Raw genomic sequence first — 21678 nt, forward strand, 5'->3', positions numbered from 1 at the left:
CCCGCAGCATCGACATGTGGGTCCGGCGGGTGGCAGGGGCTCCGGCCCTGGGCCCCGGGGTCCAGGGGCGGAGCCCCTGGTATCGGGAAGGGGCGGGGAGGGGAAAGCATCGATCGGCGGCTCAGCCGCGGGGTGGGCCCTGAAGCGGAGCCGTTCGTTCAGAACGTGTGCCAGCGCACCGCCGTGTCACCCTCCCGCAGGGAGGCGATGCGGCGGGCGAACTCGGCGCGGGCCGCCGGGTTGCCCGGGGCGTGCTGGGAGACCCAGGCGCAGCTGGCGGTCTCCCGCGCGCCCCGCAGCACCGCGCAGCCGGGCCACTCGCGGACGTCCCGGCCGTACTCCGCCACGAACGCGTCGTACTCCGCCGCGTCGAGCCCATAGCGGTCCCGGGACAGGGCCATCACCACCAGATCGTGCTCGCGCAGATCGTGCGAGAAGGTCTCCAGGTCCACCAGCACCGGGCCTTCCGGGCCGATATGCACATTGCGCGGCAGCGCGTCGCCGTGGATCGGGCCGGGGGTGAGGCGCGGGGTCAGCTCCTCGACGGCGGCCGCGAAGTCGTCCCGGCGGGCGCGCAGATACGCCGCGTCCGCCGGGTCGATCGCGTCCCCGGCCAGCCGCAGCCAGCGCTCGACCCCGCCCAGCAGATCGCGGCGCGGCAGGGGAAGCGGCGCCGGGTCGCCGGGCGGGTCGGGCAGGGCGTGCACCATCCGCAGCAGCTCCGCGAGATCGCGCGCCCCGGCGGGGCGTACCGGGTCGGGAAGCCGCTGCCAGTACGTGACGAGATGGTTGGCGAACGGAAGCGGCTGCTCGGGGCCGAAGCGCCGGTCGGGGCGGACCGCGGGCAGCCCCTCCCGGGCCAGCCAGTCGGCGATCCTCAGCTCCCGGGCGGCCCGGTCCCACACCTCCAGGTCGCGGCTGATCCGGACCACCAGGGAGAGGCTGTCGACGGCGAAGACGGCGTTCTCACCGAGGGCCAGCAGCCGGGCCTCCGCCGTACCGGCCCGGTAGGGCGGCAGCGCGGCCGAGAGCACCGCCCGCGCCCGCTCCTCCGTGAACGCGACCTCCGCCACCGCATGCCCCTTCTCCTCGCCGAGTTCTCGTCGCCAACTTCTCGTCGTCGACTTCTCCCTGCCGACGGCCAAGTCTCGCATCGAGCCGTGCGACCCCCGCCGCATCGACGTCCGCATCGACGTCCGTAGCGCCGTACCGACCGCCGTACCGACCGCCGTACCGACGGCCGCATCGACTTCGCAGGTAGAACCGCTTGACTGCACCGCCCACCCTCCGCACGATGACGTGGGCTCTCCCTCCCGGACCGCCCTCCCACCGCGTCCGAAGGGGGCCCTGCCGTGATACCCGTGACCGCCGACCCGGCGCGCTCGGACCGGGGCTCCGCCAAGGGCCGGGGTTCAGCCAAGGGTTCGGGCAGCGGCGTGACGCGCCGACAGGGCTCCGCCCACGGGGCGTGGTTCCTGGTCCTGCCCGCGCTGATCCCGATTCTCCTCCTCAGCGTCGGCCCGCTCCTCTACGGCATCGCGCTCGCATTCACCGACTCCCAGGCGGGCCGCACCGACCCCACTCAGTGGATCGGGCTGCTCAACTTCCAGGACCTGCTGCGCGACACCCTCTTCTGGGAGTCCTTCCGGATCGGCCTGGTGTGGGCGGTGGCCGTCTCCGTACCGCAGTTCCTGCTCGCGCTCGGCCTCGCGCTGCTGCTCCACCAGGATTTGCGGTTCCGCTGGCTGTCGCGGGCGCTCGCGATCGTCCCCTGGGCGATGCCGGAGGTCGTGGTCGGCATCATGTGGCGGCTGGTGTACCACCCCGACGCGGGGGTGCTCAACGAGACGCTGGGCACCCACCGCGACTGGCTCGGCAGTCTGTCCACCGCCCTGCCCGCCGTCGTCGTGGTCGGCATCTGGGCACGGCTTCCGCAGGTCACGGTCACCTTGCTGGCCGGGCTCTCGAATGTGCCGCGCGAACTGCACGAGGCCGCGGCCATGGACGGCGCCGGTGCCTGGCGCCGCTTCCGTGCCGTCACCTGGCCCGCCATCAGGCCCATCGCCCTCGCCATCAGCGCGCTCAGCTTCATCTGGAACGTCAACTCCTTCGCGCTGGTCTACGTCCTGACGGGCGGCGGGCCCGGCGGCCGCACCCGGCTGCCGATGCTCTTCGCCTATGAAGAGGCCTTCCGCTACGGCCAGTTCGGCTACGCGGCGGCGATGGGCTGTGTGCTGGTGGCGGTGGTCTCCATCCTGCTGGCCGTCCATCTCGTGGCCCGGCTGAAGGGAGACGACGAGGCATGAGCCCCCGCCCCACCGGAGGACGTCCCCGCCCCCGCACCATGCGTAGCCCCCGCACCATGCGTAGCCCCAGCCCCAGCCCCAGCACCGTGCGTAACCCCCGCCCCGGCCCCGTGCGTCGCGGCCCCGCCGTCAGGCGTCGCGCGGCGCGCACCGGCCAGTACCTCGCCCTCCTCGGCTATCTGGTCTTCCTCGCCTTCCCCCTGCTGTGGCTGGTCTCCACCGCGTTCAAACCGCCGCGCGAGCTGGCGAGCCTCCACCCAGGCTGGATCCCCGACCATCCCACCCTCGACAACTTCCGCCAGGCGTTCGAGGAGCAGCCGCTGCTGCGGTCCGCGGGCAACAGCCTGATCGCCTCCCTCGCCGCCGCGGTCATCACCGTTGTCATCGCCACCCCGATGGCCTATGTGATGGCCCGCCACCACCGCTCCTCGCTGTCCCGGGCGGCCACCGGCTGGATCGTGGTCAGCCAGGCGTTCCCCTTCGTCCTGGTGATCATTCCGCTGTTCCTGGTGCTCAAGGAGGTCCGCCTGATCGACTCCCTCTCCGGGTTGATCATGGTGTACGTGGTGTGGTCCCTGCCGTTCGCCCTGTGGATGCTGGCCGGGTACGCACGGGCCGTACCGCGCGAGCTGGAGGAGGCCGCGGCCGTGGACGGCGCGGGCAGACTGCGGGTGCTGATCTCCGTCACCATGCCACTGCTGACCCCCGGCATCGTGGCCACCGCCCTCTTCGCGTTCATCACCGCCTGGAACGAGTTCTTCTTCGCGCTCGTCCTGCTCAAGTCCCCGCGGAAACAGACGATGCCGATCATCCTCACCCACTTCATCGGAACCGAGGGCGTCGCCGATCTCGGCCCGCTCGCCGCCGCCTCACTGCTGGCGACGCTGCCCTCGCTCGTACTGTTCGCGCTCATCCAGCGCCGGATCACCAGCGGCACTCTGGCCGGGGCGGTGAAGCACTGATGCGCCGCCGAACGCTGCTGGCCGCCTCCGCCACCGGAGCGCTGCTGTCCGGCTGCGCGCCCGAGCGGCGGCGGGCGACCGGTGGCCGGATCACCCTGCGCTTCCAGTCCCTGGCCTGGCAGCAGGAATCCGTGGCGGCCAACAAACAGCTGGTGGGGGAGTGGAACGCGGCCCATCCCGACATCCGGGTCGAATATGTCCAGGGCAGCTGGGACGGCGTCCATGACCAGCTGCTCACCTCCTTCGAGGGCGGTGAGGCGCCCGACATCATCCATGACGCCACCGACGACCTCGCCGACTTCGCCTACGGTGGCTATCTCGCCGATCTCACCGGTCTGCTGCCCCGGCGGCTCAAGGACGAGATTCCGCCCCGTACCTGGCAGACCGCCACCTTCGGCGGCGGCGTCCACGGTGTGCCGTTCCTCCAGGAACCACGCGTGCTCATCGCCAACCGCGCGCTGCTGGAGCGGGCCCGGGTGCGGATCCCCACCGCCGAACGGCCCTGGAGCTGGGCCGAGTTCGAGGACGCGGCCGAAGAGCTGACCCGGGACGGGGCGTACGGTGTGGCCTGGCCGCTCAAGGAGCCCGTCTCCGCGACCCTCAACCTCTCGCTCTCCACCGGCGGCAAGGTCTTCCACCGGGGCACGGACGGCAAGGTCACCGTCCGGTTCGACGCCGCCGACCAGCGGGTGCCCCGCGTCATCCACGACCAGCTGGGCGGCGACCGCACCGCCGCGCGGACCACCCTCGGCATGGGCGGCTCCGACACCCTCCCCGGCTTCTTCGGCGGGAAGTACGCGATGGTGCCGCTCGGCTTCTCCTACCGTCAGCAGATCGCGCAGCAGGCGCCCAAGGGGTTCGCCTGGACCGTACTGCCGTCCCCGGCCGGGCCCGGCGGCGACCAGCGGCAGGGGGTCAGCCCGCAGACGCTGTCCATCGCCGCCGACAGCCCGTACCAGCGCGAGGCCGCGCGCTTCATCGACTTCTTCCTGCGCCCGCTGCATATGGTGCGGCTCGCCCGGGGCGACTGGATGCTTCCAACGGGCCGGACCGCGCTGCGGGACCCCGCCCTGCACACCCGCCGCCACGGCTGGGCCACCGGCACCGCCCTGGCCGGACAGCTGCGCCCGGCGCCCGCGCAGACGGTGCGCGGCTACCCGGAGTGGAAGGACAAGGTGGCCACCCCGGCGCTGCAGGAGTACTACAGCGGGGCCATCGGCATGGGGGAGCTGCGGGAGCGGCTGGTCGACGACGGGAACCTGGTGCTCGCCCGCTATCAGCGGTAGGACCCACTACAACGATGGAACCGTGGCCGGTGGCAGGAATCGCCATACGTCGGTCATTGCGGCGGCCGCGCCGCCGACGCACCTGACCGTGCCATGGACCCGGTCCCCCCAGCAGACCGTTAACCCCCGACAAAGGTTGCCCTTGTCGGATCTTGTCTCTTCCCTTAACGGCTTCTTACCTTCAGGTGAACTCATGTCTAACGCCAGAAAGATTGACCATGCCCCGAGACATACCGCCGCTCGCCGAGGTCCGCCGGATCACCGAGAAGAAGCGAGACGCGTGGTGGACCGTCATGCTCGTGGACCCGGTGGCCACACCGCTGGTCCGCTGGATCGCCAGGTACACCCGGGCCACCCCCAACCAGCTCACCTGGGGTGCGTTCCTGGTGGGCCTCGGCTCCGCCGCGTGCTTCGCTCAGGGCGACTGGAGATGGCTGCTACTCGGGGCCGTGCTCTACCACGTGAGCTTCATCTTCGACTGCATGGACGGCAAGCTGGCCCGGCTGACCGGCACCGGCTCGGTCTTCGGGGCCTGGCTGGACTTCGTCTTCGACCGGATCCGGGTGCTGGTGTGCTCGGTCGCCCTGATGGCCGGTCAGTACGCGCGCACGGATGACGTCCTGTATCTGTGGCTGGCGCTGGCCGTCACCTTCCTGGACGCGCTGCGCTACATCGACTCGCTGGAGATCTTCAAGATCCGGCATGGGATGCGCAAGCAGATCAAGGCCCGGATGCGGGCGGCCCGCAAGGCCGAGAACCAGGCCGAACTGGCCTTCATGGAGGACCTGCTGCGGGAGAACCCCAAGGCCGATCTGGAGACGGACCACGACACGGTGGCTCCCTTGGAGCCCGTCGCCCCTCTGGAGCCGGTCGCCCCTCTGGAGCCGGTGGCGGCCCTGGAGGCCACGGTGCCCCTGGAAGCCACGGCCGCCGCGGTTTCGGCCCCGGTACCGGCCCCGGTACCGGCCCCGCGCCGCCCCGCCGTCGTCGATCTGCACCAGGAGTTCCGGCGCCGCTTCCCGTGGTGGGTCCGGTGCCGGAACTTCCTGCAGCGCCACCGCATCCGCGCTCATCTCATCAGCGGTATCGAGTTCCAGATGGGCGTGTTCATCATCGGCCCGGCCGTCGACGCGGTGGTGGCGACGACCGTCGTATCGGGTGTGCTGCTGCTCGTCTTCGAGCTGGCCATCATCTACAAGTTCCTGCTGTCCACCCGGGACTTCACCCGCACCATGAACTCCTTCGAAGCGGCCGAAGAGCGCATTCCGGCCACCACCTCGGTCAACTCCTGAGCGAGGACCAGCCACTGCTCCGGCGTCACATACGCGACCACCACGTCCCGCCCCAGCCCGGCCGCCCGGAACGCCCGGTCGAGCGCGCGGGCGGGGCAGACCCGGCGCAGTGACGCGTGGAGCGAGCCGCCGACCCCGGTGAAGCCCAGCTCGACCAGGTCCGCGTAGGCGGACCGGGCCGCCGGGTCGGTGAGCAGCGGACGCGGCCGGCGGGTCAGCCGCAGGATCCCGCCGTCCACCGCGGGCACCGGCCGGAAGGCGGCCCGTGCCACCCGCCCGCACAGCCGCCACTCGACCTCCGGCCAGGACCGTACGGTCAGCAGGGACCAGCGGCCGTAGTCCCCGGTGCGCTTACGGGCGTACTCCGCCTGGGTGAGCAGCGTCGCCGAGGTCAGCCTGGGCCCCGCCCGCAGCGCCCAGGCCACGATCTCGGCGGTACGGGCGTAGGGCACATTGCCGACCAGGGCGAACGGCTCGCGTGGCGGTGCCGCCTCGAGGAAGTCCTGGTGCACGATCCGGACCCGGGGAGAGCGGGCGAGCCGCTCCCGAAGCCCCGGGATCAGATGCCGGTCGATCTCATAGCTGATCAGCTCACGGCAGCGCGGGGCCAACGCCTCGGTGAGCGCCCCCTTGCCCGCGCCGACCTCCACCAGGAGATCGCCGGGCCCGGGGCGGGCGGCGCGTACGACGCGGGCGACGGCGCCCGGGTCGATGAGGAAGTTCTGCCCGTACGCACGCCTCGCGCGGTCGCGTTCGGTACGGCGCGGTTCGGTACGGCGCGGTTCCGTGCGGGGCGGTTCGGTGCGGGGCGGTTCGGTGTTGCGGCGCGGTTCGCCACCGCGCTGGGCATGGGGATGGTGTCGATTGCGGGCCACGGCCACGGTCCTTTCGGAGCCGGGCGGGCGGCAGCAGCGCGGAACGGGCCCTGCCGCCCGTCCCGGAACGAGTGATTCCTGGACTGGCGGGGGCCCTGGCCGAGGGCGCGTGGATGGGTGAGATCAGCTCACGGTGAGAGACCGATGGGAAGTCTGGCGGGTCAGCCGCTCAGGTGGAGGAACCACCTCGACGGCGAACCGTTCACAGACTCGGAGAGACACCGGGCGCGTCCGGGCCGGCCAGGGCACCGGGGCCGCGCCGCGGGCGGCGGGCAGGCATAGGAAGGGCGCGCGCACACGCCACCCGGGCACAGCCACGAGTGATGCGGGTGAACACGCCGATGCCGGGACTTCCGCCCATCGGTGTACTCCTCCCGTGCGCGCGTACGCGAAAGGACGCGTATGCGGATCTCCGCCGTATCCCCGCACCGTAGGGACTGGCCGGGACACCCCGCAACGCCTTTTCCACCCCACACACCGAACCGGTCACACGGCGCGAAGGCCGTGTGACCGGTTGAGGGTTGTTCAGGATGCGCTGGACGTGGTCGTCAGACCCTCGCGTGCCGGGGCCGTTCGTCCGCTTCCGGCTTCGGGGACGCGCCCGCGCCCACCAGGGTGCTGGGCCGCTGGGCCGGGGCGGGCTCGTCATGGGCGAGGTCCGGGAGCCACCCCAGCCACTTCGGCAGGTACCAGTTGCGCTCGCCCAGCAGCGACATCACGGCCGGGAGGAGCACCCCGCGGATGACGGTGGCGTCGATGAGGACCGCGGCCGCGAGGCCCACGCCCATCTGCTTCATGGACTGCATCGACAGCGTTCCGAAGATGGAGAAGACCGCGACCATGATGACGGCGGCGCTGGTGACCACGCCCGCCGTCGTCACCACGCCGTGCACCACCGCGTCCTTGGTGGTGCGGCCCGCCAGGCGCGCCTCGCGGATCCGGGAGACCACGAAGACGTGGTAGTCCATGCTCAGCCCGAACAGGATCACGAAGAGGAACAGCGGCAGCCAGGACACGATCGCGCCCACGCCCTCCGCGCCGACCAGCCCCGCGCCCCAGCCGTGCTGGAAGACCGCGGTGAGGATGCCGTACGCGGCGCCCACCGACAGCAGGTTGAGCACGATGGAGGTCACGGCGATGGTGAGCGACCGGAAGGACATCAGCATCAGCAGGAAGGCGAAGACCACCACGAAGGCGAAGACCGGGGCGACGGCCGAGCCGAGCTTGTCGTTGAAGTCCTTGGAGGAGGCGGTCGAGCCGCCGATGGGGGCGTCCACCCCGTCCACCGCGCCGAGGGTCGCCGGGCGCACCTCGTTCCGCAGCACGTCCAGGCTCTTCTCGGCCTTGCCCTCGTCCGAACCGCCGATCAGCGGGACCTCCACCACGGCCAGGTTCTGCTCGCGGTGGACGGTCACCTCGACCGGGCCCTTGGAGGCGCCCTTCGCCACGGCCTCGGTACGGAAGCGGGCGAGGGCGTCGCGCACCGGCGCCGCGTCGATGTCGTCCGCCTTCACCACGACCCTGGCCGGATCGGAGCCACCCGGGAACGCCTCGTCGATGTGGTTGTACGCGTTCACGACCGGCAGCCGGTCGCCGAACTCCTGGTCCAGGGTGAGGTTCGCGGTGTTCATCCCCACGGCGGGGACGGCCAGCGCGATCAGCGCGCCACCGGCGAGGGCCAGCGACAGCTTGGGGCGGCGCAGCACCGGGCGGAGGACGGCGCGCCAGACGCGGCTCTCGGTGCCGCCGCGCCGCTTGGCGCGGCCCACGAACGGCAACCGGCCCTTCTCCACCCGCTCACCGAGCAGCGAGAGCAGCGCGGGCAGCACCGTGACCGAGCCGACCATCGCCACCGCCACCACCATCAGAGTGGCGAGCCCCATCGCCTTGAACTCCGCGATACCGGTGAAGAGCATGCCCGCCATCGCCACGATCACCGTGACGCCGGAGACCAGGATGGCGCGGCCGGAGGTGGCCGCCGCCACCCGCAGCGCCGTCTGCGCGTCCCGTCCCGCGGCGCGCTCCTCGCGCTCCCGGCGCAGGTAGAACAGGCAGTAGTCGACGCCGACGGCCAGGCCCACCAGCAGCGTCACGGAGTTGGCGGTGTCGCTCATGTGCACCCAGTGGCTGACCATCGCCACCAGACCGGTGGTGGCCAGGAACGCGGTCATCGCGAGCACCACCGGCAGCAGCGCGGCCACCAGCGCACCGAAGACGATCAGCAGGATGCCGAGGGCCACCGGCAGCGCGGAGTACTCGGCCTGGGTGAAGTCGTCGCCGAACGCGTCGTCGAACGCCTTCTGGCCGCTGGCGTCGCCGAACTCCTCGATCCGCAGATCCTGGTGGCCGTCCCCAGCCTTGTCCACCGCGTCCAGGACCGGCTGGATGTGATCGGCCGCCTTCTCCGCGTCGCCGCGCATCTCGAACTGCACCAGCGCGGAGCGCCGGTCGGCGGAGATGGACTTCGTCTCGTACGGGGAGCGGAGGGCGGTCACCTGGCCGGTGTCGCGTACGCCGGCCATCACCGCGTCGACCGCCTTGCGGAAGGCCGGATCGTTCGCGGTGAGCCCGCTGCCCTTCGCCTGACCGCCCTTCGCCTGACCGCCCTTCGCCTGACCGCCCTCCGCCTGACCGCCCTTCGCCTGGATCAGCACGGTTTCCCCGGCCGCATCGTCAATGCCCGCCTCGTCGAGAATCTTCGAGACACGCCCGGACTCGCCCGGAACCTGCTCACTCTCCGACACATCGACCCGGCCCGTCATCGAGCCGACGGCCAGGGTGAGGATGACCAGCAGCACCCAGCACCCGACCGCCGCCCACCGGTGACGGGCACTCCAACTGCCCGCGCGTGCCGCTATCCCGCGCGGCCTCTCCAAGCGGCCTGTGTCCGCCACGACATCCCCCTATGCCCTGGTGGCGGACTGCCCCCGCCACTCGTTGACGACGCTAGGCCGTGGCGTCGGGCCGACCCATCCTGCTGACCGGTGAACCGTTCGGTGGTTCCCTCCAACCGGAGAAGGGGGGACAGCCCTACCCTCCCTGATGCGGGCCCCTTACACGCAAAGGGCGTTGATGCCATGGTCGGCGCGGGGTTGATGCGAAGAACGTTGCCTATGTCACACATCGGTGCGGATCTTGAATTGACCCGTACTCATCAGTCAGGGTTTTGTCAGGACCGGAGTGGCCCCAACACACTCCGGATCTACCGCACTTGAGGGATCGGACGCGATCCGGGGTGCGGATTCCCCCCACAACCGCACGAGGAGGAACCCTCGTCATGGCAGTTCACAAGCAACGCAACGCGCGTCGACTCGGTCTGGCCATAGCCGCCGCGACCGCCGTCACCGCCGGTGTCTTCGTGGCCGTTCCGGCCGGCGCCACCACCGCCCAGCCCGCCGAGGGCACCGTCTACGGCACCCAGACGAAGAACGCCGTCGACGGCAGCTACATCGTCATGCTCAAGGGCGGCAAGAGCATCAAGGCCGCCTCGGAGGGCAAGGACCTCGCCGAGCGTTACGGTGGCGAGCTGCGCCGCAGCTACGACTCCGCCATCAACGGCTTCTCGGCCAACGGGCTCTCCGGCACCGAGGCCAAGCGGCTGGCCGCCGACCCGTCGGTCGCCAAGGTGGTCCAGAACCACCGCTACACCATCAAGGGCACCCAGGAGGACCCGCCGTCGTGGGGCCTGGACCGGATCGACCAGGAAGACACCGAGGGCGACAAGAAGTACACCTACCCCGACAACGCGGGTGAGGGCGCCACCGCGTACGTCATCGACACCGGTGTCCGCACCAGCCACAAGGACTTCGAGGGCCGCGCCACGTCCGGCTTCGACGCGGTCGACAACGACGACAGCGCCGACGACGGCAACGGCCACGGCACCCACGTGGCCGGCACCATCGCCGGTGCCGAGCACGGTGTCGCCAAGAAGGCCAAGATCGTCGCGGTGCGTGTGCTCGACGACCAGGGTTCCGGCACCACCGAGCAGGTCGTCGCGGGCATCGACTGGGTCACCGAGAACCACGAGGGTCCGTCCGTCGCCAACATGAGCCTGGGCGGCACCCCCGACGAGGCCCTCGACGCGGCTGTGCAGAAGGCCATCGACTCCGGTGTCACCTTCGGCGTGGCGGCGGGCAACGAGTCCGCCGACGCCAGCCAGAGCTCCCCCGCCCGGGTGAAGGACGCGATCACGGTCGCCTCCAGCACCGACAAGGACGAGCAGTCCGACTTCTCCAACTACGGCGACGTGGTGGACATCTACGCCCCCGGCTCGGACATCACCTCCGACTGGAACACCGGCGACGACGCCACCAACACCATCTCCGGCACCTCGATGGCCACCCCGCACGTCGTGGGCGCCGCCGCCGTCTACCTCGGCGGCCACCAGGACGCCAAGCCGGCCGACGTGTCGAAGGCCCTCACGGACGGCGCCACCGCCGACAAGATCTCCAACCCGGGCGACGGCACGCCGAACAAGCTGCTGAAGGTCGTCGAGTAAGGCTCCAACGGGTGATCCGACGGGTGAAGTGATCGGTCCCAGGGGCGCAGCCGGGTGGCGAGACCAACCGGCTGTGCCCTTGGGCGCTCACGCCCCCCATGCCACGCTGAACGGCATGAACCTCACGGATGGATATGTGGCCGCAGCGGTCGAGAACGCCCCGGTGAAGGAGCTCTTCCCGGGCATCCGCCTGCGCTCCCTGTGGACCGGTGACAACGGCGCGAAGGCGCACGTCCTGGAGATGGACCCCGGCACCTCATGGGAGGGCCTGGACGTCCACGAACCGGGCCCCGAGGAAGTCTTCGTGGTCTCCGGCACCTTCAACGACGGCGCCCGCGACTACCCCGCGGGCACCTTCATCCACGCCCCCGCCGGCTCCTCCCACATCCCCCAGACCACCACGGGCTGCACGCTCTTCGTCTTCTACCCGGAGGGCTAGACCGGCTGGCTGTGACTCCCGGTGCTTCTTGACCCGGTGTGCCACCTGGTATGGACGCCCCCGAGACCTTCAGCCATGGCGGTGGAGCCGCCGCCGCTCGTGGCTACCGCCCGAGGTGGTCCATCGACATGGTTATCTCTCTCGTATTTCTTGCGCGATGCGGTGAATGAAATCCCGAGACGCCCCTACCGCGAGGGAAGAAGCCTCGGCCTTGTCCAGTAGCGCGCGGTATCTCGTGAGCTCCGACTCCGCGTCCATCCAGAACGAGCCGTGCATGGCTCGATCTGCGCGGTATCAAGCTTGGGAACGGGCCCGCCGACGTAGAGCATGGAGTTTCCGGCTCCGCCGAAGCCGTCCACATCAAAAGGGATCACCCTGACGGTGACGTTCGGGCGCTCCGACTGTTCCGTTTCTTCTCCTCCGGGCTGTCCGGTAGTCTGCCGTGCGCCACGACGCAGGTCCAAGGAACTCTGCGACCTCGTCCTCGCCGTCGCGCCCAGAATCTTCGCCGTCGTCCAGGAGTGCGAGGTGCGGCCCGGGTAGAAAGACGGGTGCGTCGCGGCGTGGGGAATGGCCTTCGCCGAGGGGCCCGTCCACGTGACCACCGCCGACGGCACCGGCCAGATGGTCCTCAACTCGCCGGAGCGGGCGCTTCGATGGATCACGCGAGGCGGCGGTGAGGACGGCGTGACGGCGAGGCTGGTGTGGCTCAGCCGCTCCGGGAACGCCGCGCATGGCGGCTAGCGGGCCAGCCAGCCCCCGTCGACACCGATCACCGAGCCCGTGACGTAGGCCGAGGCGTTGGAGGCCAGAAATACCGCGGCGCCGGCCAGATCCTCCGGTACGCCCCAGCGGCCCAAGGGGATTCGGCTCAGCATGCGGGCGGCGCGATCCGCGTCTTCCCGGTGTGCGGTGGTCAGGACGGTCTCCATGTAGCCGGGTGCGATGGCGTTGACCCTGATGCCGTCAGGGGCCCACTCGTTGGCGAGCGCCCGGGTAAGACCGAGCAGGCCGTGCTTGGCGGCGGCGTACGACGAGACGTGAAGACCACCTTGGAACGAGTTGACCGAGCCCATGTTGATGATGCTCGCCGCCCTCCCCTCCGTGATCGCCTTCCCGGCGAAAGCCCGTGCCAGCAGGTAGGGGGTGGAAAGGTTCAGGTCAAGCACATCGCGCCAGGACTGGTCAGCAGCCTCATCGAGCGCGGGGCCGCGTCGGATGACGCCGGCGTTGTTGACCAGGATCGTGGCCGGAGAGTCACCCTTATTTGCCCAGGCGATGAGTCCCTCGGCGGCATCGGGAGACAGCCCGGTGAGATCGGCTGTTCGGGCCCGACACGTTACGCCGAGGTCTTCGACCTCCTTCACAAGCGGTGTCATGTCACCGATGTCGACCGCCGCGACGGAAGCGCCCGCCTTCGCCAGCGCGACGGCTATGGCGTGGCCCAGCCCGCGTGCCGCACCCGTGACGAGAGCGGTTTGCCCTTCGAGGGAGAACCACTGCCGCAGTCGTTGGCCGATGGCTTGTTGCTCCATGATTGCCTCACCAAGGTCTTGTGCGGGTGTGCCATGGGTCTGCTGTGCGCTCAGTTCGCCCCAGGAACGAGGACGACCTTGAACGTCTCACCTGAAGCGGCAGCTTGTAGCCCCGCGACACCGTCTGCGAGCGGGCGCACGTCGAGCAGAGACGACCACAGCTGTGGATCGGCGGCGAGGACACTCATCGCGTGCCGGTAGTCCTCGGCCTGCGAACCGTAGCTGCCTTTCAGGCAGATCTCTCGGCGGGTGAGCAGATTGACATCCGGGTCGGCGGGCGCGCCGAACAGTCCGGGAACGACGACGGTGCCGCCCGGCAGCGTCTGTCGCAGGGCCGCGCCCAGTCCATGGGCGGATCCAGATGCCTCGATCCACCCATCGGGGGTCAGTTCCTCGGCCTCCGTGGCCACGAGGGCTTTGAGCCCCAGCGACGCCGCGGTCGCCAGTCGTAGGTCGCGGTCCCGTTCGGCACCGGTCAGTACGACGTGGTGGCCACGTTGGGAGAGCAGGAGGGCCGCGGCGAGGCCGATGGGCCCTGGCCCACTGACCACGACGTCGAGAGGCCCGCCCGGTGATTGCTCCAGATGGCGAACGGCGCGGTAGGCGACGGAGACGGGTTCGGTGAGTGCCAGGAGCTTTGAGGTGAGGTCGACGTCGACTTCGACCACCCGTGCCTCCGATATGAGGAAGGACTCCGCGGCCGCGCCGTCGAAGGACAGGCCGAGCACGGTGCGCCGGGGACAGATCTGACGCAGACCGCGTCGGCATGTCACGCACTCACCGCATCCGTCTATGGCGATGGGGACGACCCGCTTTCCGACCCAGGCGGGGTCGGCCCCCGGGCCGACGGCGATGACACGGCCGACGGCTTCGTGCCCGAATGTCACTGGAGGGGCGACCCATTCGTAGCCGCGGTCACCGCGCCAGGCGTGGACATCGCTCCCGCAGAGGCCGCAAGCCTCGGTGCGGATGAGCAGATGCCCAGACGGGGGGTCAGGGACTTCCCTCTCCATGACCGCGACATCACCTGGTGTGCCGGATCGCTTGACCAGTGCTTGCACGATGCCGTCGCTCCTCCATCGGATGTCCATCGGACGTGCGCGGGCGCGTTTGCCCGAGAACGCGAAGCAGCGGACGCGTCAGCGGATGAACTGCTCGACGAAGTCCGCGCCGAGGCCGACCTGTTCGTAGTGCTCGCGCGCGGCACCGAGCTTGCTGAACACGTCCTCGACGCCCGTTGGCTTGCCGTCCGGGTCGACGTAGATGTAGGCGCCCGTGACGTGGAACATCGTGATCATCTCCGCCACGCCGTCCGGAACGACCAGCGTGTGGATGTCGCCCGGCGGCTCGAACGAGTAGCCGCCTTCCTCGGCCCACCAGTCGTGCTCCAGGTAATGCCAGCGGCCGCGCAGGGTGGTGGCGTGCACGGGACCCGCGTGCTGGTGGCGGGACAGGACGCCGCTGCGGCGCACTCGCAGCAGGTTGACGAAGTAGCCCTGACTCACCGACAGCAGCAGCGGCCGGAAGCTGACGTCGGGGGCCTGGGGGACCCACAGGCGATCGTCGGCGTCGTCCAATTCGAGGACGCGCGGGATGACCAGGTCGTCCGGGACACCGTAGGGCTGCGGGCCACGGTAGGGGACGGCTGCGCCGTCACCAACTCCGCCCTGCCGGTCTTCGATGCTCGTGGTACTCACGCATCCTCTCCTCATCGACATCGGTGAGCCTGGATCGGCGGCTCGACAGCGATGAGACACCCGGGCCGGGCCGCGCGGCGGGCCACGCCCCGAAGTTCCCGCGAGGCGGCATTGATATGTCCGCATCGTGGGAATCCAGAGCCTTACAGGTCAGACCCGGGTGGGGTGGGAGCCAGGCGCGAGTCACTGAGGTCGGCGACCCGCTGCGCTGCCCGCCGGACGCTCTCGATCAGGCCGGACTGCCGGCGCGGGTCGAGGATCTCCTCAGGCGTACCGCTGAGCGACACGGCCGCAAGGCAATGCCCGTCCCTGGCCAGCACCGGCGCCCCGACAGCGGCGATCCCGATGGTGTTGGTCTCGGAACTCACCGCGTATCCGTTGTGCCGCACGTTCCTGACCAGAGCGTCGATCGTCGACAGACTGCGGGGTGTACGGGGAGTCAGGGCCTCGGCCTCGCCGCGCGCGATCACCCGCTCTCGCCACCGCTCATAGACGGCGGGGCCGCTGAAAGCGAGCAGCACATTGGGGCCGGCACCGGCGTGCAGCGGCAGCGAGCCGCCGAACTGCAGGCCGAAAGTCAGCACCTCACGACCGTCCATCCGCTCGACGCAGACCGCGCGCAGTCCCCGCAGGACGGTCAGGTACACCGTGAGTCCGGTTTCGTTGCGCAGAGCGCGCAGCACCGGCAGGGCGATGCGCCGTTCGAATCCCTGCTCGATGGCTGCCCTTCCGAGCTCGACCAGCCTGAGTCCGAGGGCGTAGTGGCCTCGCCTCGTGGTCTCCTCGACCCACCCCATTCTCTGCAGTGTCGAGAGCAGTCGGTAGATCGTCGTACGGGGCTCGCCCGTGGCCTCGGCCAGTTGCACCACCGTCTGTGGCCCGTGGCCGGCGGCAAGCGCCTCCAGCAGGGCACCTGCCTTTCTCACGACGCGTACCCCGCCCTGATCCGGCGTCATTGCCCCCACCTCCGCCTCGGAAACGACCGGAAGGTCATGAGCGCCGGGGGTTCGGTACGCGAGGTCCTCGCGCCCTCGACCTCGCCACGGTTCCCCGAATGACGGGTTCATCGTGGCCGGCCACGACGGCGCCGCCGTTCCCCGCGCCCCCGGCGCCTTCCTTGTCGCTCACGGTGCTCCTCCCGCGTGTGTGTCGAGCCGGCGGGTGACCAGGCTGTCACGAGGCTTTCCCCTGGCACCGGCCTTCTACAACCATCCCAGGGATCTCGACCTCGTCGGCTTCTCCGGGACCCCGCGCGGCCCTCGCCTCGGGGCGCAGCCCGCCGACCGGCCAGGAGGCCGGCAGCGCTGGGCCATTGGCCGCCCGACGAGGTGGACCGTCCGGAGGTGGCGGCAGCGGTCAGGCGCTGAGCAGGACCGGGCCCGTCCGGCGGGCCTCGTCGTAGCGGGTCAGCAGGAGGCGGGCCAGTTCCGGGGCGGGGCCCAGGACGGGGGCCAGGAGGTCGGCGCCCGCGGCTTCGGCGCCGTGGGCGATGCGGTCGGGGAGGCGGCCGGGGGCGATGACGTAGGGGGCCACCGCCACCCGGGGGACGCCGTCCGCGCGCAGGGCGCGGACGACGTCCTCGGTGCGGGGAAGAGAGGCGGAGGCGAACGCGGGTCGCACGGCGCACCATCCGGTGTGCCGCCACTCCCGCGCGATTTCAGCGATCACCGCGATCGCCTCCGGGTCGGTGGACCCCGCCGAGGCCAGGACGACCCCGGTCGAGGCGCGGTCGGCGGGGCGCAGCCCCGCCTCGTGCAGACGGCGTTCCAGGGCGTCCATCAGCAGCGGGGACGGGCCCAGGACGTCGGCCTGGCGGACGGAGAGGCGGGGGTGGCGGGCCGTGACCTCGCGCAGTACCGCCGGGATGTCGGTCTTCGCGTGGAAGGCGCGGGTCAGCAGCAGCGGGAGGGCGATCACCTCGGTGGCGTCCTCCGCGGCGAGCCGGGCCAGCACCTGCGGTACGCGCGGCGCGTTGAACTCCAGGAACGCCGCCTCCACCCGCAGCCCTGGCCGCAGCGACCGCACCCGTGCGCGCAGCGCGCCGACGGTCGCCGCGTGGCGGGGGTCGCGGCTGCCGTGGGCGATGATCAGCAGGGTCGGGGCAGACATGGTGATGGCTTTCCGTGGCCTTCCGTTCGGTGGCTTTCCCGTTCGATGGTCTTCGTTCAGCGGTCTTCGTTCAGCGGGCGCTCGCCAGCAGGCCGCGGCTGCGCAGCACCCGGCGCTCGATCGGGGCGAAGATCAGCAGCTCGATGGCGATGCCGACGACGAGGATCAGGAGGATGCCGAGGAGCACCCCCGCCATATCGGAGTTGTTGCGCTGGTTCTCCAGGTACTGGCCAAGACCCAGGCCCAGGTCCGGGGACTTGGCGATGATCTCGGCGGCCATCAGCGAGCGCCAGGAGAAGGCCCAGCCCTGCTTGAGCCCGGCGACGTAACCGGGCAGCGCGGCGGGCAGCAGGATGTGCCGGGCGCTGACCAGACCGCGGGCGCCGAGGGTGCGTCCGGCGCGGAGGAACAGCGGGGGCACCTGGTCGATGCCGGCCACCAGTCCGTTGGCGATGGAGGGGACCGCGCCCAGCAGGATGACGGTGTACATCATCTGGTCGTTCAGGCCCAGCCAGATCACCGCGGGCGGCACCCAGGCGACCGACGGCAGCGACTGCAGCCCGGACAGGATCGGGCCGAGACCGGCGCGGATGAACTTCACCCGGGCGACGACCAGACCCAGCGGGGTCGCGATCGCCAGCGCGATGAGGAAGCCGAACAGACCACGCGAGACGCTGGTCCAGATGATGTCGAGCAGCTCGCCCTGGAGCCACAGCTGGTGCAGCGAGTCCCAGACCAGCCCCGGGTCGGGGAGCTTGTAGTCGGGGGTGACCTTCGCGACGACGAGCACCTTCCACAGCGCCAGGACGAAGGCGACGGCCACGATGGGCGGCAGCACCTTCTGGACCAGCACCTCGGCAGGCGAGACCCGCTTGGTCTGCACCGTGTCCAGGGCGTCCAGACCGGCCTCCAGGCCCGCCAGGTCCTGCCCCGGGCCCGCCTTGCCAGTGGACTTCTCCACGGACTTTTCTATGGACTTCTCGATGGGCTGCTTCCCGCCGTTCCCGCCGTCGGCTTCCTCGACCGCGGTGCCGCGGGTGGTCTTACTGCTGGCCATGGCGGCGGATCTCCCCACGCAGTTCTTCGGTGATCTCAACGGACAGGTCGGCGACGGCCGCGTCCTCGATGCGGCGCGGCTGCGGAATGTCCACCGTCCACTCGCGGACGATCCGCCCCGGCCGGGAGGACAGCAGCACCACGCGTTCGGCCAGCCGGACGGCCTCCCGGACGTTGTGGGTCACGAACAGCACCGAGACGCCGGTCTCGCTCCAGATCCGGGTCAGCTCCTCGTGCAGCACATCGCGGGTGATGGCGTCGAGCGCGGCGAACGGCTCGTCCATCAGCAGCACGCTGGAGTCCTGTGCCAGCGCGCGGGCCAGCGCCACGCGCTGCCGCATCCCGCCGGAGAGCTCGTGCACCCGCTTGCCGTAGGCGCCGCTGAGCCGCACCAGCTCCAGCAGCCGCTCGGCCCGCGGCCTGCGGTCGGCGCGCGGCACACCGCGCAGCCGCAGCGCCAGCTCGATGTTCTTCCCCGCGGTCAGCCACGGGAACAGGGCGTGCTCCTGGAACATCAGGGCCGGCCGGCCGCCGGGGACCTCGATGGCCCCCGAGGACACCTCGTCCAGGTCGGCGACCAGATTGAGCAACGTGGACTTACCGCAGCCGGAGGCCCCCAGGATGCAGACGAACTCGCCGGGCCGCACCTGGAGGTTGATGTCCTCGAGCACGGCCTGGGCCGCCCCGGGACGGCCGAAGGACTTGTGGACATGGGCGATCGATACCGAACCGGTGGAGCCGGCGGGGCCGGGTGAGCCCGCCGCCGCGGCGCTCGCCCGGTCGTCCTTCTCGGTGGTCAGTGCCGGGGACATCCGGTCACCTCCTGATGGATGCGTACATGCGTGTACATGCGTGTACATGCGTACGGTGCGTACGGGGACGGACGGGCGGCTACTGGCTGCCGAGACCCGCGGCGGAGACCGGCGGCTTGCCCTCGGCCTTCAGGACCTTGTTCAGCGGGGCCAGGTCGTAGATCCCCTTGAGATCGGGCTTCTCCAGAAGCCCCGCCTGGACCGCGTGGTCGGCCTCGGTGTTCAGCGTCGAGGCCAGGGGGTCGTCGGTGGCCTGGATGGACTTCCACGCCGGGTCGATCACCTCGGCGGGCAGCGGCTTGCCGGTCTCCTCCTTGAGCGCCGCGTTGGCCGCGTTCTTCGCCTGCTCGGGGTTGGCCTTGATGAAGGCGTTGGTCTTCACCGAGCCGCGCAGCACGGCCTCGACGACCTTCGGATGCTCCTCGAGAAACGACTGCTTCACGATCAGGTTGGTGATCACGAACTTCTTGTCCGGCCACAGCGAGGACTCGTCCAGCAGCACCTTGCCACCGTCGGCGACCAGCTTGGACGCGGTCGGCTCGGGCACCCACGCCCCGTCGATGGCACCGGACTTGTACGCGTCGGGCGTCACCTTGTTGTCGCTGCGGACCACCGACACATCGCCCTTGCCGCTCTGGGCGTCGACCTTCCAGCCCTTGCTCTTGACCCAGTTGAGGAACGCCACGTCCTGGGTGTTGCCCAGCTGCGGGGTGGCGATCTTCTTGCCCTTGACGTCGTTCAGGCTCTTGATCTTCTTCGGGTTGACCACGAGCTTGACACCGCCCGAGACCGAACCGGAGATGATCTTGAGGTTGGAGCCGTGGGACTTCACATAGCCGTTGATGGACGGCGACGGGCCGATCCAGCCCATGTCGATGGAGCCCGCGTTGAGCGCCTCGATCTCCGACGGCCCGGCGTTGAAGACGTACGGCGAGACCTTCGTGCCCTTGAGCTCCTGCTGGATCGGGCCGCCCTTGCGCAGCCCCACCAGGGCGGTGGCATGGGTGAGGTTGGCGAAGTAGCCGACCTTCACCTTGTCCAGACCGTCGACCTTCTCACCGCCTGCCGCGGGGACCGCTGAGGATCCCGTGTCGTCGTTCTTCTTCTCCGAGCCGTAACCGCAGGCGCCCAGCGCGCCCATCAGCAGCGGGAGGACGGCCGCCGCCGCCAGGATCCGGGTGCGGCGGCGGGGGCGCTCGGCTGGTCGCGGAGCTATGAGGCGGACGGCAGACGACACGGGGGTGTTCCTCTCGACGGGCCGGGGCGGCGTCAGAGGACGCCCGGCAGTTCAGACGGCTTTCGGCGGCGGTACTGGTGGACAGGTGCGGACTGCGGCATCAGCCCGCACATCGTCCGACCCCGCCCTGCCCGCTGCCGAGCGCCCCGCTGCCCACGCGGCCGCCCTCCTTGGCGAATGTCGAGAACACCTCACCGGCCATCGTCAGAAGTCCCATCCCTCGTCGTCCGCCGCGGCCTCGGCGCCCTTGGCCGGTGCCGCGAAGGAGTCGCCCGCCATTCCGGCGGTGAGCGTGGTGCCGTCGGCCGGGTCGAGCAGCAGGAAGGAGCCGGTGCGGCGCGAAGCGTCGTACGCGTCCAGCGCCAGCGGCTCGGACGTACGCAGCACGACCCGGCCGATGTCATTGGCGGCCAGCTCACCCGGCGCCGGGTGGTGCGAGAGATCGGCCAGCGTCAGCCGCGACGGGATGTCCTTGATGATCGCCTTCACCGTGCGGGTGGTGTGCTTGAGCAGCACCCGGTCGCCCACGCGCAGCGGACGGTCGTGCAGATGGCAGACGGTGGCCTCGACGTCCCTGGTGGTCTCGGGCGCGTGGTCGCTCGGCGCGAGCAGATCCCCGCGCGAGATGTCCAGGTCGTCGGCGAGGGTGAGGGTCACCGACTGCGGGGCCCACGCCACGTCCACCATCGCGCCCAGCGCGTCGATCCCGGTGATGGTGCTGGTCCGGCCGGACGGCAGCACGGTGACGGCCTCGCCGACGCGCAGCACACCGGAGGCGATCTGGCCCGCGTAGCCGCGGTAGTCGGGGTGCTCGGCGGTCTGCGGACGGATCACGTACTGCACCGGGAAGCGCGCCGGATCCTGGGACGGGTCGGTGCCCACCGGCACGGTCTCCAGGTGCTCCAGCACGGTCGGGCCGCCGTACCAGTCCATGTTCGCCGACGCGGTCACCACGTTGTCCCCGGCCAGCGCCGAGATCGGGATGGCGGTGATCTCGGGGACGCCCAGCGAGGCCGCGTAGGTCGTGAACTCCTCGGCGATGGCCGCGAAGACCGGCTCCGCGTAGTCCACCAGGTCCATCTTGTTGACGGCGAGGACCACATGCGGGACCCGCAGCAGGGCGGCGACCGCGGCATGCCGCCGGGTCTGCTCCACCACGCCGTTGCGCGCGTCCACCAGGACGACCGCGAGCTCGGCGGTGGAGGCGCCGGTAACCATGTTGCGGGTGTACTGCACATGGCCGGGGGTGTCGGCGAGGATGAACCGCCGCTTCGGCGTGGCGAAGTAGCGGTAGGCGACATCGATGGTGATGCCCTGCTCCCGCTCCGCCCGCAGCCCGTCCGTCAGCAGCGCCAGGTCCGGCGCCTCCTGGCCACGGCTGCGCGAGGCGTGCTCCACGGCCTCCAGCTGATCGGCCAGCACCGACTTGGAGTCGTGCAGCAGCCGCCCGACCAGCGTGGACTTACCGTCGTCCACCGAGCCCGCGGTGGCGAACCGCAGCTGCGAGGTGGCCGCGGACCGCTCCACGGCGGCCGCCGCGGCCTGCTCCTCGGAGGTCAGATTGCTCGTCATGG

General features: G+C 70.6%; 19 protein-coding genes. 7 read left to right on the forward strand and 12 right to left on the reverse strand.

What is annotated here, in order from left to right; all coding sequences use genetic code 11:
• Positions 1–158: 158 nt before the first annotated feature.
• Positions 159–1154, reverse strand: coding sequence for a phosphotransferase enzyme family protein (locus tag J2Z30_RS20335; protein ID WP_245388207.1), 996 nt, complete (start codon positions 1152–1154; stop codon positions 159–161).
• A 282-nt stretch (positions 1155–1436) separates the two neighbouring features.
• On the opposite strand from J2Z30_RS20335, the gene J2Z30_RS20340 reads away from it, so the two are divergent.
• From J2Z30_RS20340 to J2Z30_RS20355, 4 genes are all read left to right on the forward strand, one after another.
• Complete coding sequence (locus J2Z30_RS20340; RefSeq protein ID WP_044581268.1) at positions 1437–2306, forward strand: carbohydrate ABC transporter permease; 870 nt, start codon at positions 1437–1439, stop codon at positions 2304–2306.
• A gap of 56 nt (positions 2307–2362) precedes the next feature.
• On the forward strand, positions 2363–3268 hold the full coding sequence (locus tag J2Z30_RS20345; protein WP_245388208.1) for a carbohydrate ABC transporter permease: 906 nt from the start codon (positions 2363–2365) through the stop codon (positions 3266–3268).
• Positions 3268–4554 carry an ABC transporter substrate-binding protein gene (locus tag J2Z30_RS20350; protein WP_044569175.1) on the forward strand — a complete coding sequence of 429 codons (1287 nt, stop codon included), beginning with the start codon at positions 3268–3270 and terminating at the stop codon, positions 4552–4554. The genes J2Z30_RS20345 and J2Z30_RS20350 overlap by 1 nt, the downstream gene beginning before the upstream one ends.
• Before the next feature lie 218 nt (positions 4555–4772).
• On the forward strand, positions 4773–5846 hold the full coding sequence (locus tag J2Z30_RS20355) for a CDP-alcohol phosphatidyltransferase family protein (protein WP_044569174.1): 1074 nt from the start codon (positions 4773–4775) through the stop codon (positions 5844–5846).
• Here the strand turns inward: J2Z30_RS20355 and erm are convergent.
• Together erm and J2Z30_RS20365 are read right to left on the reverse strand one after the other, a co-directional pair.
• The gene (gene erm / locus J2Z30_RS20360; RefSeq protein ID WP_308279981.1) at positions 5747–6721 is read right to left on the reverse strand and encodes an ErmE/ErmH/ErmO/ErmR family 23S rRNA (adenine(2058)-N(6))-methyltransferase; all 975 of its coding nucleotides are present in this window, start codon (positions 6719–6721) and stop codon (positions 5747–5749) included. The genes J2Z30_RS20355 and erm overlap by 100 nt on opposite strands.
• 548 nt (positions 6722–7269) lie before the next feature.
• A complete protein-coding gene (locus J2Z30_RS20365; protein ID WP_044569172.1) occupies positions 7270–9615 on the reverse strand; it encodes an MMPL family transporter in 2346 nt (781 codons plus the stop codon).
• 383 nt (positions 9616–9998) lie between these two features.
• Here J2Z30_RS20365 and J2Z30_RS20370 point away from each other — a divergent pair, with 383 nt between their 5' ends.
• The 3 genes from J2Z30_RS20370 (at position 9999) to J2Z30_RS49720 (ending at position 12402) form a co-directional block, all read left to right on the forward strand.
• Complete coding sequence (locus J2Z30_RS20370; RefSeq protein WP_044569171.1) at positions 9999–11219, forward strand: S8 family peptidase; 1221 nt, start codon at positions 9999–10001, stop codon at positions 11217–11219.
• A 115-nt stretch (positions 11220–11334) separates the two neighbouring features.
• The gene (locus tag J2Z30_RS20375; protein WP_044569169.1) at positions 11335–11658 is read left to right on the forward strand and encodes a cupin domain-containing protein; all 324 of its coding nucleotides are present in this window, start codon (positions 11335–11337) and stop codon (positions 11656–11658) included.
• A gap of 597 nt (positions 11659–12255) precedes the next feature.
• Positions 12256–12402 (forward strand): hypothetical protein, encoded by a 147-nt coding sequence (locus J2Z30_RS49720; protein ID WP_245388209.1) that lies wholly within the window; start codon positions 12256–12258, stop codon positions 12400–12402.
• Here J2Z30_RS49720 and J2Z30_RS20385 read toward each other — a convergent pair.
• From J2Z30_RS20385 to J2Z30_RS20430, 9 genes are all read right to left on the reverse strand, one after another.
• Positions 12399–13193: an SDR family oxidoreductase gene (locus J2Z30_RS20385; RefSeq protein ID WP_044569168.1), complete on the reverse strand. Its 795-nt coding sequence runs from the start codon at positions 13191–13193 to the stop codon at positions 12399–12401. The genes J2Z30_RS49720 and J2Z30_RS20385 overlap by 4 nt on opposite strands.
• Before the next feature lie 50 nt (positions 13194–13243).
• Positions 13244–14284, reverse strand: a complete 1041-nt coding sequence (locus J2Z30_RS20390; protein ID WP_308279982.1) for a zinc-dependent alcohol dehydrogenase — start codon at positions 14282–14284, stop codon at positions 13244–13246.
• A 48-nt stretch (positions 14285–14332) separates the two neighbouring features.
• Positions 14333–14890 (reverse strand): 2,4'-dihydroxyacetophenone dioxygenase family protein, encoded by a 558-nt coding sequence (locus J2Z30_RS20395; RefSeq protein WP_044569166.1) that lies wholly within the window; start codon positions 14888–14890, stop codon positions 14333–14335.
• Between the two features lie 143 nt (positions 14891–15033).
• Positions 15034–15816, reverse strand: a complete 783-nt coding sequence (locus tag J2Z30_RS20400) for an IclR family transcriptional regulator (RefSeq protein WP_209468757.1) — start codon at positions 15814–15816, stop codon at positions 15034–15036.
• A 430-nt stretch (positions 15817–16246) separates the two neighbouring features.
• Positions 16247–16999 (reverse strand): sirohydrochlorin chelatase, encoded by a 753-nt coding sequence (locus tag J2Z30_RS20405; protein ID WP_044569164.1) that lies wholly within the window; start codon positions 16997–16999, stop codon positions 16247–16249.
• Between the two features lie 70 nt (positions 17000–17069).
• A complete protein-coding gene (locus J2Z30_RS20410; RefSeq protein ID WP_245388210.1) occupies positions 17070–18056 on the reverse strand; it encodes an ABC transporter permease in 987 nt (328 codons plus the stop codon).
• Positions 18043–18867, reverse strand: coding sequence for an ABC transporter ATP-binding protein (locus tag J2Z30_RS20415; RefSeq protein ID WP_044569163.1), 825 nt, complete (start codon positions 18865–18867; stop codon positions 18043–18045). Before J2Z30_RS20415 ends, J2Z30_RS20410 begins: the two co-directional genes overlap by 14 nt.
• 79 nt (positions 18868–18946) lie before the next feature.
• Complete coding sequence (locus tag J2Z30_RS20420) at positions 18947–20104, reverse strand: ABC transporter substrate-binding protein (protein ID WP_308279983.1); 1158 nt, start codon at positions 20102–20104, stop codon at positions 18947–18949.
• A 204-nt stretch (positions 20105–20308) separates the two neighbouring features.
• Positions 20309–21676, reverse strand: coding sequence for a sulfate adenylyltransferase subunit 1 (locus J2Z30_RS20430; protein ID WP_044569157.1), 1368 nt, complete (start codon positions 21674–21676; stop codon positions 20309–20311).
• Positions 21677–21678: the final 2 nt, after the last annotated feature.

This window comes from Streptomyces iranensis, from assembly GCF_017874715.1.
Taxonomy (GTDB): Bacteria; Actinomycetota; Actinomycetes; order Streptomycetales; family Streptomycetaceae; genus Streptomyces; species Streptomyces iranensis.

What these genes read in the sequence shown, in the direction of transcription:
- J2Z30_RS20335 (WP_245388207.1), bottom strand. Translation starts at nt 1,154, where the DNA reads ATGCGAGACTTGGCCGTCGGCAGGGAGAAGTCGACGACGAGAAGTTGG.
- J2Z30_RS20345 (WP_245388208.1), top strand. Translation starts at nt 2,363, where the DNA reads ATGCGTAGCCCCAGCCCCAGCCCCAGCACCGTGCGTAACCCCCGCCCC.
- J2Z30_RS20350 (WP_044569175.1), top strand. Translation starts at nt 3,268, where the DNA reads ATGCGCCGCCGAACGCTGCTGGCCGCCTCCGCCACCGGAGCGCTGCTG.
- J2Z30_RS20355 (WP_044569174.1), top strand. Translation starts at nt 4,773, where the DNA reads ATGCCCCGAGACATACCGCCGCTCGCCGAGGTCCGCCGGATCACCGAG.
- J2Z30_RS20370 (WP_044569171.1), top strand. Translation starts at nt 9,999, where the DNA reads ATGGCAGTTCACAAGCAACGCAACGCGCGTCGACTCGGTCTGGCCATA.
- J2Z30_RS20375 (WP_044569169.1), top strand. Translation starts at nt 11,335, where the DNA reads ATGAACCTCACGGATGGATATGTGGCCGCAGCGGTCGAGAACGCCCCG.
- J2Z30_RS20385 (WP_044569168.1), bottom strand. Translation starts at nt 13,193, where the DNA reads ATGGAGCAACAAGCCATCGGCCAACGACTGCGGCAGTGGTTCTCCCTC.
- J2Z30_RS20390 (WP_308279982.1), bottom strand. Translation starts at nt 14,284, where the DNA reads ATGGACATCCGATGGAGGAGCGACGGCATCGTGCAAGCACTGGTCAAG.
- J2Z30_RS20405 (WP_044569164.1), bottom strand. Translation starts at nt 16,999, where the DNA reads ATGTCTGCCCCGACCCTGCTGATCATCGCCCACGGCAGCCGCGACCCC.
- J2Z30_RS20410 (WP_245388210.1), bottom strand. Translation starts at nt 18,056, where the DNA reads ATGGCCAGCAGTAAGACCACCCGCGGCACCGCGGTCGAGGAAGCCGAC.
- J2Z30_RS20415 (WP_044569163.1), bottom strand. Translation starts at nt 18,867, where the DNA reads ATGTCCCCGGCACTGACCACCGAGAAGGACGACCGGGCGAGCGCCGCG.
- J2Z30_RS20430 (WP_044569157.1), bottom strand. Translation starts at nt 21,676, where the DNA reads ATGACGAGCAATCTGACCTCCGAGGAGCAGGCCGCGGCGGCCGCCGTG.